Here is a 16990-nt window from a genome sequence, read left to right as displayed (position 1 = left end):
ACGGAGGATTTGATGGCATACCAAATGATGACGAAAAAGGTGTAAAGCAGATGCAGAGAAAAGGGGAATTCTTTTTTAAGTTTCTGATGTCTTACATTGTCATTCTTATCATTCCTATGCTAGTTGGAATTTACGCTTATGATCAGACTTTAGATATATCACGGGATGATGCGACACAAATGAATCTTGCCGTTCTGCAGCAGAGCGAAGACAACATGAACCGCTTGTTGCAAGAAATGCGGGATGTGGTGACGCAATTATCGCTGGATTCGGACCTCCTGCGGCTTATGCTTACAGCTGATAGGGCGTGGTCACCTCAAACCCTGTACCAGTTCTCGCTTCAGCGGAAGGAGCTCAACAAGCTGGTGACAAATCGACTGATATCCAAGCTCTATGTCCATCTGGACCGCAGCAAGACCATTTTGTCGCCTGATCTGATTGCCCGTGAGAACGAGCTTCCTCTACATATAGGTAATCAACCATTCGACGCATGGTTACATGAAATGAAGCAGAAGGATGAATTGAATCGTTTTGTTTACTTACCGGATGTCAATGACGGAGCTGTTACAAGCAATTACATGGCTTATGTCGGTTCACTCCCTGTGGGAAGCGGGGGAGGAGATGAAGCGACGGCTATCCTATTGGTTGACGAACAATCGATTACAAATATGCTGGCACCACTCCTCGTTCACAGCCATTCTTTCGCGTACATCGCGGATGGTAACAACAGCATTGTTGCTTCGGCATCTGCAGACGGAAACCCTATTACACCGATCGGCCTGCCTGTTCAAGCGAGCAGCAATTACTTTTTCGAAGACCGCGATGGTCGGCAAATGCTGATTACCTATACGCGGTCCACGGAGAATGGCTGGACTTTTATCTCCGGTTTGCCGACCAGCGTTGTCTTCTCCAAGGCAGAGTTCATTAAACGAATCAATTGGACGATTGCAATGACGGCCGTCATGATGACGGGGTTTATTGCCTTGCTCTTCGCGTATCGTAACAGCAAGCCGCTGCTCGAGTTGGTGGAGACTTTGAGAGAATCTACAGGCAGCACTGACCTTCGGCATAGCGAGATGGATGTCCTGAAGTATGGCGTTCAGCAAATGATTCATAGAAATCGCAGCATGCATGTCCGAATGAATCGACAGCTGCCCATTCTTCAAGCCACCTATCTGGAACGGCTGCTGAAGGACGGGTTTCATCATGAAGCCGAGCGAATACAGCATCTGAAGGAGGCTCAAATTGAAATTTTCGAGGATCAAGTCATCGCGGCCGTCATTCAAATCTACGGGTTGGATTTTGTCTCTAAAGATGCACTTGAGGGACAGCTGGACCAGACGGTAGAAGTCATAACGGCATTAAATCAAATGTTTCAACGAGGAAGCTACATCCATCAGGTCAAAAGGGACCGGTATGTCTATATATACTCCTGTTCAGGCGGAGTTGAAGAATCATCGATGATGTCCGCATTGATCGACGAGCTGAGCCGGATACAGCAAGAGCTGCGGCAGCAGAAAAATATCGTAATCGGCATTGGTATTGGGCAATGCTATCCAAGTTCTTCAGAATTATGGCGTTCATACCATGAGGCTATCCAGGCACTGGAATTAATTGAGCCCGATGCTCCGTCCCAGTTGCTTGCGTTCCATATGATTCGTCATCAGGACGATCAGTACTCCTATCCGCTCGAGATGGAATTAAAGCTTATGAATACGGTACGTACAGGAGATCAGCAAGGGCTGGAACATGTGTTTGAACATATGGAGACACAGAATTTCCAGCTGAGGAAGCTGAATACAAGAGCCAAGTTAAAACTGCTGCTAGAACTGGAAGGAACACTGTATAAGCTGGCCGATCAAACGCGATATGCGCTTGATGATTCCATATTAAGCGTCGATCCAATGAAGGCAATGAATGCGGATGACAGAGATCAGATCTATCCGATCTTGAAATCCATATTTGCATCCATGTGCAGCGCTGCACGTCAGAAGCAAGAACAACAGCATGAAAGCATGCTGAGTGAGATGGTCACTTATATTCATGAGCAGTTCACGGACAGCAATTTGAATCTCCGCCGTTTGGCGAGTGACTATAAACAGACTGAAAGCGCACTTTCCAGTTCTTTTAAAGATCATATGGGCGTCACGTTCTCGGAGTATGTTGAGAACCTTCGGCTGGATAAGGCTTGTAAGCTGCTAACTTCTTCCGATTTGGCGATCCAGGATGTCGCTCAGCAATCGGGATATAACAGCGACAAATCATTTCGGCGTGCCTTTAAGCGGGTATATGGCATACTGCCTACGGATTATCGCAAGGCAGCTCAAGCTTCTCCTGGGGGGACGTAGAAAAATGGTGTGTATCCGAAAAAAGGTATGTCGGTATACCGTTCTACATGAGGCGGTGCGCTCCTGAAGGATGGTGTGCCCGCAAAGAAATGTCCCTTTACGAACTCCAAATATTTACACTATGGTGTTACATGAGAGCGCTGTCATGTCAACGACTCAAGTACAGTTAACGAAAGTAAAAAGGAGGGAAAATGCCATGATACAGAACGCAGCGATGAAACCTAATCGGGCGCCTGTGCATGAAGGCAAATGGAGGCGGGTTTGGACGAAGGTCCGTAAACAGAAAATGTTGCTGATCCTTCTTTTTCCCGCGATTTTGTATTACTTGATCTTCAATTACATTCCGATGTACGGCGTATTGATCGCATTTAAAAACTTTAACATGGGAGCCGGTGACAGCTTTTTATCCACCGTGTTTCATTCGCCTTGGGCCGGCAGATTTGGACTCGATCATTTTAAAGAATTTATTGAAGGCCCTTATTTTTTGAAGCTGCTCAGAAACACCTTTCTGTTAGGCTTCTATTCACTCCTCTTTGGCTTTCCCATTCCCATTATTTTTGCCTTGCTTCTCAATGAGCTAAGAAACAGATATTATAAAAGCTTTGTACAAACCATTAGCTACATGCCTTATTTCCTGTCTGTGGTTGCGATTGTAGGGATGATGAAAATGGTACTGTCACCCAGCACAGGCATCGTGAATGTCCTGCTGACCAAGTTAGGGATGCAGCCGATCTATTTTATGGCGCTGCCGGAGTGGTTCCGATTTCTGTTTGTCAGTTCAAGCATTTGGGCCGGGCTGGGAATGGGGGCCGTGATCTACCTTGCCGCATTGTCTAAAGTAGATGAGGAACAGTATGAGTCGGCTGTTATCGATGGTGCTTCACGTTTGCGGCAGATGTGGCATATTACGCTTCCGGCAATAAAGCCGGTGATCGTGATTACGCTGATTTTAAATATGTCAGGCATTCTGAGTGTAGGCTCTGAGAAAATCATCCTGATGTATAACCCGCTTACGTATGATACCGCAGACGTGTTCTCTACTTTCGTCTATCGCAGAGGCTTGGTGGAGTTGGATTTCAGCTTCGGCGCAGCCGTCGATCTATTCAATGCAGTGGTGAATATTATCTTCCTTGTCACAGCGAACTACATCGCCCGAAAGGTGGCTGATGAGAGTTTATGGTAAAAGATACGACCCTTAGCTCCCGAATCATCAGTGTCGTTGTGCACACGGTTATGCTCGTCATGATCTTGGTTACGCTTTTTCCTCTGATTCATATTGTTGCAACATCACTAAGCGATCCAAAGGATATTGCGAAAGGCATGGTGGGTTTATGGCCCTCACATGTAAATTTAAGCGCTTATAAGACGATTCTCTTTGAAAATGCGCATATTCCTCGCTCGTTTCTTAACTCCATCATCATCACGTGTGTTGGGTCCATCTTAAGCGTAGTTGTCACGACCATTACGGCATATGCCCTATCGAAGAATGATTTGATTTTTCGTCCGTTCCTTCTTACGTATTGTATCATTCCGATGTTTTTTACCGGGGGGCTGATTCCGCAATTTCTGCTTGTCAAATCGTTGGGAATGATGAATACGATCTGGTCGTTAACGATCCCCGGACTGATCAGTACGTGGTGGTTGATGGTTATGATCTCATTCTTCAAAAACTTCCCTGTCGAAATCGAAGAAGCTGCCAAGCTGGATGGCTGCGGCGATTTTCAAACTCTGCTGCGTATTGTGCTGCCTTTGTCATTGGCTGGTGTGGCCACCATCTCCCTGTTCTATGCTGTTTCGTTATGGAACTCGTATTTCTCCGCCATGCTCTATATGAACAATTATAACGATTATCCACTCCAGCTGATTCTTCGTGAAATTGTGCTGCAAAGCACGTTAGCCGGTCAGATGGCAGAAGAGGGGAATGCGGTGCTTGCCGAGGATTTGAGCTCTAATCTTACGCCGGAGAGCGTGCAGTACGCTACGCTGTTCATCTCCATTATGCCAATGTTAATCATTTATCCGTTTATACAGAAGTATTTTGTGCGGGGCATCATGTTAGGTTCGCTCAAGGGTTAGTAAATGACGGTCAGGGGGTAGAACAATGGGGAAAAAGAAGTGGTCGATCGGTCTGCTACATGTGATTCTGGTAGGTACGTTGGTCATGTCTGGATGCTCACAGCAGAAGAGCGCGGACCGTGATGGAAAGGTCGCATCACAGAGCACGATTACGGTCGCGAGCATGTCGAAATACGCACCGAATAAAGTTCCTAACCTTTATGTGGAGGAAGTTGAGAAAAGGTTCCACATGGATTGGAATTACCAGGCGATTCCGCTATCCGCTGGCGTGGAGAAGTACAACGTCATGTTCGCTTCGGGGGATTATCCGGACTTTATTCCGAATATGAACAATCCAACCAGTGTGACGAAGTGGGCGAATTCCGGATATCTGCTTCCAATCAGTGATTATATGGATCAGCTGCCGAACTATCGCAAGCTGTTCACGGATGACGAATGGAATATGATGCTCGATTTCTCCACGGTCAATGGGAAGTTGTACTATCTGCCGAACAAGGTTGTCAGTGATCCGAAGACTTGGATCTATCGCAAGGATTCATTTGACAAAGCGGGATTGACGACATTCCCTAAAACGCTGGATGAACTGCATGAAGCCTTGAAGAAATTGAAAAAGCTTTACCCCGAATCCGTAGGGATTGGCGTTCGAGGCGGAACGGGGAACGGTGGCATTATTAATTTGATGGACGGCTTCCGGCAGGCATTCCGTAATCCGGCAAGTCCCGAGAATGGATTCTGGCAGGATCCCGATATGAATAACGAGGTCGTGTATAGCCTTGCAACAGATAAGCAGCGTGATATGCTAAGTTTTCTGGCGAAATTGTACGAAGAAGGGCTCATCGAGCCTGAATTCGCTACCTTGACAGAGGATCAATGGAAAGCGAAGCGGCTGACAGGCAAAGTGCTGGTTGATTTCCAATGGTCCAGCCATACGGTAGACCCTAACTACGCCTTAAATGATATTCCGGGAGGACAATGGGAGTATAGCCGCTATTTGCCTTCCGCTTTCCCGGATCAGCCTGCATTAGAGTTCAAGCCGATGAGCTTTGCTTCTTTCGGACCTGTGTTCAGCAGCAAGCTGGCGGATGAGCCGGAGAAACGGAACAGTCTGTTTCAATATGTCGAGTGGAGCGCAACGGAAGAAGGGCAGTTGTTCCATACGATGGGACTGGAAGGTGTAACCTATGAGAAAACAGCGGACGGGAACATTGGGTACAAGGATGGGTTGAATCGCAAGAAGGTGGCCGAGCAATATGGCTTCGACTATATCTTGAAACAGAGTGATGCCGCACTCGCAGGTGATCCTCTATTCCTGAAGAAGCAGGAAGCGATGCAGAACATGAGCGATGTATACAATGTGACCCCTCGCAGCGTTCATTTGACAGCAGAAGAAGAGCAGACGATGAATACACTTGTCAGTGCCTTGAAGGATGTTGCGTATCAGTTTGCGACCAAAGCCGTAATGGGGATTGTTGATGTAAATAGCGACAAGGCGTGGAACGATTATTTGAGCGATTTGGAGAAAGTGGGATTGAGCCAAGCGCTAGATATCTATAAAAAATATTGGAAATAAACATAAGGCAGGTGAACCATGGCATGCGGTTAAAGGATAAGGTTGCGCTCATTACCGGGGCCGGAGCAGGGATCGGCAGAGCCATTGCGCAACGTTTTGCAGAGGAAGGGGCAACCGTTATTATCAACGATGTTTCGGAAGAAGGTGCTGGGGTAGCGGCGGAAATTGCCGAAACAGGCGGTACAGCATTATTTGTGCAGGCGGACCTGCGTAGTGAGGAGGAGGTCCGATGCATGCTGGAAACGGTTCGTGAACATTTCGGTCAATTGGATACTTTGATCAATAACGCGGGGGTAAGAGGAACGAGTCATGTCGTAAACGCATCCGAGGAGGAATGGGAGCGAATCATCAATACAAACCTGAGAGGTGCGTGGTATTGCTGTAAAAATGCGATTCCGCTCATGATCGAGGGCTGCGGAGGCAGTATTGTCAACATGTCTTCGACGCATACCATGCGGACACAGAAGAATCACTTTCCTTATCATGCAGCCAAAGGGGGAATGCAAGCGATGACGCTGGGCATTTGCGTTGACTTTGGGGCGCAGGGCATTCGTGCGAATAATTTGTGTCCTGGCTTTATATGGACACCCATGTCTGAAAAGTTCCTGAATCAGTTTCCAAATCGAGCGGATAAAGAGCAGGCGATGCTCGCAACGCACCCGGTCGGTCGTTTTGGAACGCCGGAGGATGTCGCTCAGGCAGCCTTGTTTCTCGCTTCCGATGAATCAAGTTATATATCGGGAACTTCTTTGATTGTAGACGGCGGACGATCCGCGTATCAAAAGGCAGACTGAAGAAGGGAAAGGGTGTGTGTGATCAGCGAAGAATTGTATGCTGCATCAGCCCACACCCTTTTATTATTTATTCTGCCGGTACTCTGAAGGGGAAACGCCGACGGTGGATTTGAAGACGGAGGAGAAATAATGCTGGTCTGCGAAGTTCAGTTTGTTTGAAATTTCATTAATGCTGAGGTGGGTATTCAGCAAATATTGCTCGGCCAATTCAATTTTGTGTTTGCGAAAATAGGCGTAAGGTGTAATCCCGTAAGTTTCCCGAAACAGCTTGATCATATGATTTTTCGAATAGCCGAGTTGTACGCACAGATCGTCCAAATCAACTCTATTCTCGATGTTGCCGTCCAGATACGACTTAATCTGCTCGGACATGGTCGGCGCTTTATGTTTTAAATGGTTCTTTAAGCGCAAGACGATTTTAAGCAGAAGGACGGCTACTTCGTCAATAAAGCCGGCGTAGTCAATATGTGTGGCCGACGAAAGGCTGATGATTTCGTTCATATATGAGAGAATGTTGCAATCCTTGATGAGATACGTATTTTCGGGGAGATATGATTTGAATAAAGATTCGGCGAAATCGCCATTGAAGATAATCCAAATTTTGACCCAGGGCTGCTCTTCGCTGGAATAATAGAGATGGTCGCTATTTTTAGTCAGGATGTAAACGTCGTTTTTCTGAGGATACAACGTCTGGGAATTAATCTCTAGAACGCCGCTGCCTTCGATGATATATTCGAACGAATACAGGTTTTCTCCATGTCGTTCGATCCAGTAATTCTTATCGCAGTACGAGATGCCCGACATGAGAACATTGAGTGGAAGCGTGGAATCATTGAGATGCCAAAAATTGTGAATTATTTCGTTCATCATGATAATCCTCACATTTGTAATGATAAATCCCATTAAATTACGTATACGAACATGATAAATTATACCATAAGAAACGCATTAATAGGAGGAATCCAAATGAATCTTCGTGCACCAGCTGTACCGCTGATTACCGTTGATCCGTATTTTTCTATCTGGTCAATGGCAGACAAGCTCAATGAATCGGACACCAAGCATTGGACGGGTAAACCTCACCGGATGACCGGAACTGCGCTGGTTGACGGAAAAGAATATGTTTTCATGGGCGTTAAGCCGGATAGCTTGCTCATGGAGCAGACCAAATTGGATGTTCATGCTTTGTCAAGCCAATACGAGTTTGCAAGCGATGAGATTCGGTTAACCGTTACGTTCACGACCCCGCTGTTGTTGGATGATTTGAAGCTCATGTCCAGACCGGTGTCCTATATTCATGTGAAAACCGAGTCGAACGACGGGAAAAAACATGACGTCACCGTTGCCATCAGTGTAGATGGAGAGTTATGCCAAAACTTGAAATACGAGTTTCCGACCGTGTATACGGATCTGAGCGAACCTGAATTTACTTGCGGCAAGGTGGGCAGCAGGATTCAGCATCCGTTAACCAGAAGCGGGGATGATCTTCGAATTAACTGGGGGTACGTCTATCTCGCATCAAATCATAGCGGCGCTTCAGTAAGCGCTTCCGAAGATACAAACCTCTACGGAACAGTAAATCATACTATGGGGCTATCGATCGTTCTGGATACGGAACAGAATGCAGAAGGGCTTTTTGCAGTCGGCTATGATGATATCAAATCGATCGAATATTTTCACCAAAAGCTGGATGCCTATTGGAGGAAAGACGGAGAGACGATCGAAGAGGCAATTAAGCAGGCGCTGAATGAATATGACACGTTGTACAAGAAATGCGAACGGTTTGCAGAAAAATTGCATCAAGACGCCTCGGCATCGGGAAGCGAAAAGTATGCAGATCTGGTATCCCTCGCTTACCGGCAGGCTATTGCCGCGCATAAAATCGTCGCGGGCCCGGATGGAGAAGTTCTGTTCATTTCCAAGGAGAACTTCAGCAATGGCTGTGCGGCCACGCTTGATGTGACTTACCCTTCCATACCACAATTTTTGATATATAATCCCGAATTGGTGAAGGGGATGCTTCGGCCGATTTTCAAATACGCTTCAACTGATGTTTGGCATTTTGACTTTGCTCCCCACGATGTGGGTACCTACCCGCTTTTGAATGGGCAAGTATACAGCAACGGAACGACACCCGGCTGGCAAATGCCGGTCGAAGAATGCGGCAATATGTTAATATGCGCTGCGGCTGTCGCGATAACAGAGCAGGATGTTTCATTTGCGCAAGAAAACTGGGGACATCTTGAAACTTGGTGTCAGTACTTGATCCAAAACGGCATCGATCCGGATAACCAGCTGTGTACGGACGATTTTGCAGGGCACTTGGCCCATAACTGCAACTTGTCGCTTAAAGCGATCATGGGTATCGCCAGCTTCTCTATCTTGAACCGCATGGCAGGTAACGAGGAAAAGGCTGAGGAGCTCATGGAACTCGCCCGATCGATGGCGAAACAATGGAAGACGATGGCTGCGAACGAAGGCGGTACGTTCCGTCTGGCATTCGATCGCCCCGGCTCTTTTAGCATGAAGTATAATGCCATCTGGGATAAAATCTTCGGCCTGAACTTATTCCCTGAAGATACGTTCAAAGTGGAGACGCAAGCCTATATCGAGAAGCATTCGGGTCCCTACGGCCTCATGCTGGACAATCGCAACACCTACACCAAATCCGATTGGATCGTGTGGAGTGCCGCGCTCTGCGAAGACAAAGATGATTTCAATACCATCGTCGATCGTTTATGGCTCGCATACGATCGATCGGAGAGCCGCGTTCCAATGACCGATTGGTACTCGACGACCGATGCGAAGATGGTCGGATTCCAGAACAGATCGGTACAAGGCGGGTTATTTATCAAGCTACTTATGGATAAGGAGATTTGCAAGCTTCAATCATAGTCAACGACTTGCATCACGATGGTGATATAATCAAATCCCCCCTTTGAGCATAAAGGGGGGATTTGCTGTGTTTTTGACACCGCGGAAGCAGAATACCGAACATTAAAGATAGCAATCCAAAAGAACTTAGAAACATTTATTGTGATACGATTGAAAATACCAGTCGTCCGAAGGTCGAAGACTTGAAATGACTTACTTGCAAAGACAACGCAAGGAGGCTTAATTATGAGTGAAAAAAAATGTGGTTACGAGAAAGTAAATGGACTAAATATGTATTATGAAATCCATGGGAGTGGTAACCCCCTAATTTTGCTTCATGGCCAGTTTGCGACTGCCAGCATGTTCGATCCGATATTACCGGAGTTAGCTCATCACCGTCAGGTAGTTTTAATCGAACAGCAAGGTCATGGTCATACTGCAGACATTAACCGTCCCTTAAGTTTTGCTCAAATGGGTCGTGATACCGCTGAACTTCTGAGTCAATTAGGAATCACGAAAGCGGATGTGTTTGGATACAGTGCTGGTGGAACCGTCGCACTCCATCTGGCGAAGTCTAACCCTCACCTTGTTCGTAAGCTGGCACTAGCCTCGACCATTTATAGTTTGGACGGCTATTTTCCCTACATAGCCGAAGGCATAAAACACGCTTCCGCCGAAGCTTTTCCATCACAGATGCGGCAAGAATACGAACGTGCAGCCCCCCATCCTGAAAACTGGGCCAAACTTATTGCCAAAGGCTCAGAAATGGCGAATAACCCGAATAAAGTGGATTTTCTTGAGCCGACGCAGCTGCAACAAATTACTGCGCCCGTCCTGCTAGTCAATGGAGACAATGATATTATTCGCCCAGAGTACGCCAATGAAATGGCTAAGCTGCTTCACACCAACCTAATCGTAGTGCCTGGAGATCATGTTTCGTATATTTCTACTCAACCTCAGTTTTTGCTCGATCATCTAAAAAAATTTTTCGAGTTATCCCTTAACCAGTAACGCTATGTATCGCGGCTATAACCTATGAATATACGATTCTTCCAAGTGCAAAACCTCCAGGATGAAACTAAAGGAACACCAAGTATAAGGATAGTAAGGAAGGGCCTCCTATTAGAGCAATCTGGAAATGAGTATGCTCTTGCGGGAGGCCGGACTCCGTTCATCGAATACGGAAAAATACGCCGATATTTTTCTGTTCCGTAATAACGAAACCATGTTTCAGCAGACAGAGTACAGCATCCTTCACGGGGGCACCTACTCTTAAAGTACTGCGGCAAGGGGATGCGCTTCCTATAATGCGAACTTTGCCGATGTTGGCGAAATTTTCCTTGCTTCTGACGATAATGACCACATCCGGAAACCGGCTCATCAAATCAGCCTCCTGACTTTAAGGGTATATCATAAGGTATTCCTCTTGATGCAGGAATGTTTGGACATCCTGCGTCATTCGGATGATCCAGGATTGACTTGATTCCAGAGCTATTGTAAAATTTTGTTATGTTCATTTTGGTTAATGCACTTACTTCCAAGTAAGGGGATGATTCATCAATGATTCATCAGCGTGAATGTCCAATTGAGACACTCATTCATGTTTTAAGTGGTAAATGGAAGCCCATGATTTTATGGCATTTGATTGAATCCTCAAAGCGATTCAACGACCTGGAAAAGCTTATACCAGATGTTTCACAAAAAATGCTTGCACAACATCTCCGAGAATTGGAACGAGAAGGCGTAGTCGATCGAAAGGTCTATCCTACTGTCCCTCCCAAAGTAGAATATTCTCTTAGTGAGTACGGCCAAACATTGATTCCTGTAGCGGAGGTCATGTGTGCTTGGGGAGAGAATCATAATAAGCGGAAATATGAAGAACCAGCGTCATTAAAGCGGGTTCAATGAACTTGTGCACGAATTCAATCAACTCCAAATAAAAGCTGCCACGGGATTCCGGGCAGCTTTTTGTTTACCTACAGTCGCACTCCTGAAATAAATGAATTAGGGTATCCCTTTCCGACATGCTTACTTTTAAGTAAGTAGCCTACTTTAAAGTGGGTTCTTAACATCCTTTTGAAGCGATGCTAAGCTTGAGCTAACCAAAAATTGGGACCCATGAAGAGGAGGAAAGAACAATGAAAATCATTGTTTTTGGAGCGACAGGGAATACAGGGAAAAGAGTGTTGGCACAAGGGATAAAAATGGGGCATGAAATGACCGCATTTGTACGAAATTCTGAGAAGCTTTATGATCAGCTTGGTGAGCATTCCGCAAAGCATGTGAAGGTAATCGTGGACGATATGATGGACCCGGTGAGCGTCAGGGAGGCGCTTGCGAATCAAGACGCCGCTATTATTGCGGCCGGCCATGCGGGGCAGGGGGAAGAGTTTGTTCGTATCGTCGATAACATTATAAGCCAATGTGAATTGGAGCCCAGTTTCAATGGGCGGGTATGGGTCATGGGAGGAGCCGGCCTGCTGAATATTCCTTATACTGATCATATCGGCAACAATTTACCTGGCTTCCCACCTGAGTATAAAAATCACAACCGGAATTTCGAAAGGCTGCAACGGACTGGGCTCGACTGGACCATGATGTGTCCGGGAACCATGATGGATTCGAGAGAGCAGCCAGATTCGGCTCATTTACATGTAACAACGGAAATCTTACCCGTTCCGATGCCGGAGACGATCAAGGAACTTTCTGAGGCAGAAATAGCCGGTCACTTGTTCGGCAGATTTCAAGAGCTAAATGTTGCTTATGACGATGTCGTAACGTGTATGTTGGAGCATCTTGAGCTCGAAGGAGCGTTTAAAAGGAAAAGAGTCGGTCTAGCCTATCAAAGCAATATTCCGGTGCGCTGAGGAGAAGAGGATCATGGGTCTATTTGGATTACTGCTCGTTTTGCATATATTGTCTTCGATCGCTTTTATTGGCCCCGCTTTCGTGATGCCCATCATTCGGCGATCCGCTAGAACTGTCGGCCAGCTGCACTTTGTTTTAGGTATAACGACCAAACTGGCCATCATTACTAAAATTGGCGGAACCGGACTTATTCTAACCGGGGTTGGGCTTATGATCATAGCCAAGATGGGGTTATCCCAAATGTGGCTGAATGTATCCATTCTTTTAGCACTGCTCATAGTCGTCCTGATCGACGGATGGATCGAGCCGCGTTTGAAAAAGATCAGAAAGATCATATCTGAACGTCAAGATCAAGTTAATGAAATACCCGCCGAATTCGGACTGCTGTTAAAAAAGATCGTACCCATCGAGACGGTGGCACAACTGCTGATGATTGCCATATTGGTGCTTATGGTGGTTAAGCCATTTTAAAAATGTTGATGGAGACGACAAGAACATACATGTTAAAGAGCCGCATAGCTGCGGCTTTTTTGTTTTTAACGATATATATGTTCTTGTCAAAAGCCCAAGACAAGAACATATATTGTTAACTATAGTTATCAATGATAAGGTCTGCGCGCTGAGATCATAAATAAGGTTTAATTTTAACCTTATTAAGTAACGAAGAATAAAAGGTGGCTGCTCTTAAATCCGACGAAGGGAATCCCGCAAAGCTGTCGCCCATTCCTGAGGCATATCAAAAAAGGAAATGTGATGTCCCGGAAAGGTTACCATTTCACAGCCGAGCTGCTCAGCCAAAATGGGGACGGTTCGTCCGTAATATTTCCCTTTATCCAACGTCATCTTGCCTGCGGCCATAACAATTTTCACCTTGTTTTGCTTAATCTTTTCGATATCGGGCATATAATTGATGCTGGGGATCATCTCTTGCCGAATAAAGAAGTGTTCATTGTTCGCTTCTGTTACCCGTTGTTGATAATCTTTCGGTACGGTCTTAAAGGCGCTGAACGGAATAGAAAGGGATAAATTAAATCTGAAGCTGGCTGCTTTAACACCGAATTGGAATGAGGTTCGATAAACGTTTGCAAAAAACCTTAGCCACTTCTCGGAATCTGGCAGCAGTTTTATGATGGGCGGTTCGTGGACCACCATTGCTTTGACCACTTGTGGAAACCTTGCCGCCATTTCCATAGCGAAAACGGCACCTCCGCTATTACCGAAAACATAAGCCGATGGATGACCAAGTGCTTCCAGCACCTCAACTGCATCTCGTGCCTGTTGACTAACCTCGAAATTTTGTGGCTCATTCCGGGTACTTCGTGAATTGCCGCGGCGGTCGTATGTGATTACCTGGTATTCGTCAGCGAGTATATCAGCAACATACGTATAGAACCCGGCATCCCCGTTCCCTCCAGGAATCATGAGAAGTGGTTTACCTCCTCCCCGTATTTCGTAGTAGAGTTCGTCACCCTCGGTCTTTACGTATCCCGATCTTACCATGAAAGATCCCTCCAGTATTTAAGTCATCTGCGTTTCAAAAATGGATATGAACTTCGCACCAATGCAAGAGCTCCCCAAAACAAGACAAGCGCAAAAACAGGGTGCAGGGCGCCAGCGATTCCATGCGCCGTGTAGTATTGAATATTAAAAAGGAGGAATAAACCGAGACTACCCCAGGTCATCTTCCAAGAAACCTTCCCAATTAAGCCAAGAATAAATAGGAGGACCGAAATGTATTCAAACATATGAACGAATGTTCGGTGCCATTTCCATACTTCCGTATTGCCGAACAACGCCATCCCAGCCAGATACACTTGTACCACGATACAAATGATCAATATCCAGGAGAGAAGAGAGAAAGACACCCTGCACAATATTAGCCATCTAGGTTTTGTTTGATTGACTTTTATACCATCCATTTTAAACTCCCTTTATCAGACGTAATTGTCCAATCCCATTTTTTTTAACTCTTCAGCGATTTGACCGTAGATCTTGTGTAACATACGGATCATATCTTCCTTCTCGGCTTCACTTAAAGGGCTGAAAAACCCGCTGTCTTTTTCGATTCTCATCTCATGCATCTCTTCATGTTCCCGATAAATTTCTCTTCCGATATCCGTAAGCTTGAAATAAATCTCCTTTTTATTACCAGGCTTTCGGTAGCTCTCGATCGCCCCGATCTCGATTAATCGTTTTGTCACCTTGCTAATGGCGCCTCGCGTGACTTGAAAGGCTTTCGCCAATTTGGACACGTTTGGATCCTGCATTTCCTCGATGAATTCGATGCAGTGAACTTCCATAAACGTGTTATCGTGCATGATCTTGTAGTTTTTCTCTTCCATCTTTTTGAGCAGGTTATGTCTTTCCGAAACACGATTAAAAATACGGCTTAATTCTTCATCAGTGTACATCGTTCACCTCAATATTGTTGAATTGGGAAACAATAAAATCATAATGCATTTTGTTTCCTGAGTCAACAATATAAGTGTGTTAAAAGAAGAATTAGATAGCATAAATGAAGCAATATCTAAAGTTAAAGAGCAAAGGGCGAGCCCCAACTTGTTGAAAAAGCTCCGCTAATGATGCAGCGGTTGTTTACGGGTTATTTCGATAAATAGGATAAGGTACCGAGTTCATTAGATCTTGACTCTCTCGCAAGGTTAAGGTTTATGATTACGAAGAAGAGGGGGGATTATCTTTTAAGGAAAAAAATAGACGCTTCACACAAACAGGGTATTTTTGCGAGTTGATGAGGAGGGATATTCGTGTCGAATACTTGTGAATCGATTTTCAACGAATTTATGGCGCTTGAATTCACGGATCCAAGCCCTTGACGGGTTCACTTTCTGACGGTTGCCTCCTAAACCATTTCATGACATACGTTTTACTACATTCCAATGGGGAGGGATAAGAGGTCGTTGGGGGAGGCACGTTGGCTTACTTGTGGCGAGTAAACCCTTTAGCAATTAGGCATCTGCACATTCATTTAGTTGTTCACCTACATATCATATCTAGAAAAAAGACGACCAATCCTGCTGATCTAGACGGTTACTTAACGAATTAACCATTTATAGGGAGTGAAATGAAAATGACCTTTACGCCACAGTCTCCGCCCCCAACTTTCGTCCCGCCAAAACCAGCTGTTTCTTATATCATTGACTGCATGTTTGAATACACTTATGTCTGGCTTTGGAATGGGGAAAGCTTCTGGTTTTACCCAACTCGGGTTGAATATGGAGAAGTTTCAGGTTATCGATGGAATGGGGTATATTGGTCGTTTTATGGATTTAACTCAAGTTTAATCAACGCTGTCTCATGTCCTCCAATACCTACTCTTTACTGAGAACACTCTAACCATATATCGAAGTAAATTCATATTTATATCTTGTTAGACAGCCTATATTGACTAAAGGTATATAAATCGGCAACAAAAGAACCTTCAAAAAAATGAAGGTTCTTTTCATGAATAGAGGTCATACAATGGAAATTATTCATCCGATAGAATCATTAACCGTGATCACGGGCGCAAGGCACATATGGAGTGTGAGTTACGGCACGGGAGCTGCAGAGTGCTCCTTAAAATAAAATGAAATGAAGAAGAGGAAGGATTATTTGCCGCCACAGGCGAACTGTTCCGCTATGCACGAGATTGAACGAGCTGATGTTAAGAATTTAGAACCCATGACGATATGAGAAGATGCTACCCTGATTCTTTCTATTTGGAGGGAATAAATATGGAATTTCATGCAATAAGATTATGTGTCGTTAATTTTCAAGAAAGCCTTACGTTTTACAGAGACATCCTTGGTTTTCAGGGGTGGCATGATAATGAACAGCAATACGCATATTTTGAGGAAATAAACATCGCTCTATATTCGCAAAAGAAAATGTTAGAAGCCATCTTCGAAGAATATCAACCAACAGAACCATTCATTCAGCAAGCAAAATTTATCATTCAGTTTGAAGTGAAGGATGTTGACGCGTATTATGATCTCTTGAAAAATAAGGGTGTCGAATTTATTAATGAACCTCATAATCGAAGTGATTGGGGTTCGCGAGTTGTGCATTTTTATGATCCAGATAAAAATATCATTGAAATTTACAAAGCAAACCGCGATTAATGGTGTAAAGAAGAGATAGCAGCAACTTACTTCTAAATTCATCGGCCAGAACTCACTCTAACCGGTGAATTAGAGGCACTCGAAAGTGACAGAAATAAGGAATGCGAAGCAAATCGCATTGCGAAAAGCTGCTAAAAGAAATGTGTAACGTTCATTACGCTAACGGCAGGATATTGAGGAAGGAACTTAAATTCATATCTCGAATAACTAATGTAATCGGACAGCTAAAAATTTGAAGATAGATAGGAGTCAGATACGATGATAAAAGGTTTCGGAGGAATATTTAAGAGAACGAAGAACCTTGAAGGTATAAAAAAATGGTACAGTGAAGTGTTGAAG

16 protein-coding genes and 1 pseudogene are annotated in these 16990 nt (G+C 45.0%); 12 read left to right on the top strand and 5 right to left on the bottom strand.

Translation table 11 applies throughout. The annotated features are described in order from the left end of the window. The first annotated feature begins 179 nt into the window (after nucleotides 1-179). From CJP46_RS25840 to CJP46_RS25820, 5 genes are all read left to right on the top strand, one after another. Nucleotides 180-2348, top strand: a complete 2169-nt coding sequence (locus CJP46_RS25840; protein WP_179281336.1) for a helix-turn-helix domain-containing protein — start codon at nucleotides 180-182, stop codon at nucleotides 2346-2348. Nucleotides 2349-2418: 70 nt separating this feature from the next. Beyond that, entirely contained in the window at nucleotides 2419-3531 is a 1113-nt protein-coding gene (locus CJP46_RS25835) for an ABC transporter permease (protein WP_256992532.1), read from the top strand. A gap of 59 nt (nucleotides 3532-3590) precedes the next feature. After that, the gene (locus CJP46_RS25830) at nucleotides 3591-4424 is read left to right on the top strand and encodes a carbohydrate ABC transporter permease (RefSeq protein ID WP_179281335.1); all 834 of its coding nucleotides are present in this window, start codon (nucleotides 3591-3593) and stop codon (nucleotides 4422-4424) included. A gap of 25 nt (nucleotides 4425-4449) precedes the next feature. Then, the gene (locus tag CJP46_RS25825; RefSeq protein WP_094598511.1) at nucleotides 4450-5994 is read left to right on the top strand and encodes an extracellular solute-binding protein; all 1545 of its coding nucleotides are present in this window, start codon (nucleotides 4450-4452) and stop codon (nucleotides 5992-5994) included. A 23-nt stretch (nucleotides 5995-6017) separates the two neighbouring features. Further along, complete coding sequence (locus CJP46_RS25820) at nucleotides 6018-6788, top strand: SDR family NAD(P)-dependent oxidoreductase (RefSeq protein WP_094598510.1); 771 nt, start codon at nucleotides 6018-6020, stop codon at nucleotides 6786-6788. A 63-nt stretch (nucleotides 6789-6851) separates the two neighbouring features. On the opposite strand, the gene CJP46_RS25815 is transcribed toward CJP46_RS25820, so the two are convergent. Next, nucleotides 6852-7658 (bottom strand): AraC family transcriptional regulator, encoded by an 807-nt coding sequence (locus CJP46_RS25815; protein WP_179281334.1) that lies wholly within the window; start codon nucleotides 7656-7658, stop codon nucleotides 6852-6854. 96 nt (nucleotides 7659-7754) lie between these two features. Between CJP46_RS25815 and CJP46_RS25810 the strand changes: the two genes are divergently transcribed. Both CJP46_RS25810 and CJP46_RS25805 read left to right on the top strand, forming a co-directional pair. After that, nucleotides 7755-9683, top strand: coding sequence for a glutaminase domain-containing protein (locus tag CJP46_RS25810; protein WP_256992531.1), 1929 nt, complete (start codon nucleotides 7755-7757; stop codon nucleotides 9681-9683). 225 nt (nucleotides 9684-9908) lie between these two features. After that, complete coding sequence (locus tag CJP46_RS25805; protein WP_094598508.1) at nucleotides 9909-10673, top strand: alpha/beta fold hydrolase; 765 nt, start codon at nucleotides 9909-9911, stop codon at nucleotides 10671-10673. A 160-nt stretch (nucleotides 10674-10833) separates the two neighbouring features. Here the strand turns inward: CJP46_RS25805 and CJP46_RS25800 are convergent, their stop codons facing one another. Then, nucleotides 10834-11043 (bottom strand): hypothetical protein, encoded by a 210-nt coding sequence (locus CJP46_RS25800; protein WP_094598507.1) that lies wholly within the window; start codon nucleotides 11041-11043, stop codon nucleotides 10834-10836. A gap of 179 nt (nucleotides 11044-11222) precedes the next feature. Here CJP46_RS25800 and CJP46_RS25795 point away from each other — a divergent pair, with 179 nt between their 5' ends. The 3 genes from CJP46_RS25795 to CJP46_RS25785 all read left to right on the top strand — a co-directional run bounded on the left by CJP46_RS25795 (nucleotide 11223) and on the right by CJP46_RS25785 (nucleotide 13001). Then, nucleotides 11223-11570, top strand: a complete 348-nt coding sequence (locus CJP46_RS25795; RefSeq protein ID WP_094598506.1) for a winged helix-turn-helix transcriptional regulator — start codon at nucleotides 11223-11225, stop codon at nucleotides 11568-11570. 230 nt (nucleotides 11571-11800) lie between these two features. After that, on the top strand, nucleotides 11801-12529 hold the full coding sequence (locus CJP46_RS25790) for an NAD(P)-dependent oxidoreductase (RefSeq protein ID WP_094598505.1): 729 nt from the start codon (nucleotides 11801-11803) through the stop codon (nucleotides 12527-12529). A 13-nt stretch (nucleotides 12530-12542) separates the two neighbouring features. Beyond that, on the top strand, nucleotides 12543-13001 hold the full coding sequence (locus tag CJP46_RS25785) for a DUF2269 family protein (RefSeq protein WP_094598504.1): 459 nt from the start codon (nucleotides 12543-12545) through the stop codon (nucleotides 12999-13001). Nucleotides 13002-13214: 213 nt separating this feature from the next. On the opposite strand, the gene CJP46_RS25780 is transcribed toward CJP46_RS25785, so the two are convergent. From CJP46_RS25780 to CJP46_RS25770, 3 genes are read right to left on the bottom strand one after another with little or no spacing between them, the layout of a single operon-like run. Then, nucleotides 13215-14030, bottom strand: a complete 816-nt coding sequence (locus CJP46_RS25780; protein ID WP_094598503.1) for an alpha/beta hydrolase — start codon at nucleotides 14028-14030, stop codon at nucleotides 13215-13217. Between the two features lie 23 nt (nucleotides 14031-14053). Next, a complete protein-coding gene (locus CJP46_RS37655) occupies nucleotides 14054-14449 on the bottom strand; it encodes a DUF6220 domain-containing protein (protein WP_094598502.1) in 396 nt (131 codons plus the stop codon). Between the two features lie 15 nt (nucleotides 14450-14464). Further along, nucleotides 14465-14872 (bottom strand): MarR family winged helix-turn-helix transcriptional regulator, encoded by a 408-nt coding sequence (locus CJP46_RS25770; RefSeq protein ID WP_218831058.1) that lies wholly within the window; start codon nucleotides 14870-14872, stop codon nucleotides 14465-14467. A 1392-nt stretch (nucleotides 14873-16264) separates the two neighbouring features. On the opposite strand from CJP46_RS25770, the gene CJP46_RS25760 reads away from it, so the two are divergent. Both CJP46_RS25760 and CJP46_RS25755 read left to right on the top strand, forming a co-directional pair. Next, entirely contained in the window at nucleotides 16265-16651 is a 387-nt protein-coding gene (locus CJP46_RS25760; RefSeq protein ID WP_094598499.1) for a VOC family protein, read from the top strand. 258 nt (nucleotides 16652-16909) lie between these two features. Continuing rightward, nucleotides 16910-16990 (top strand): annotated as a pseudogene (locus CJP46_RS25755) (VOC family protein); the annotation flags it as partial.

The organism is Paenibacillus sp. XY044, assembly GCF_002257645.1.
In the GTDB taxonomy this organism is placed as follows: Bacteria; Bacillota; Bacilli; order Paenibacillales; family Paenibacillaceae; genus Paenibacillus_AQ.
Note: the sequence above shows the minus strand (reverse complement) of the source record. Positions and strands in the feature narration are given on the sequence as shown.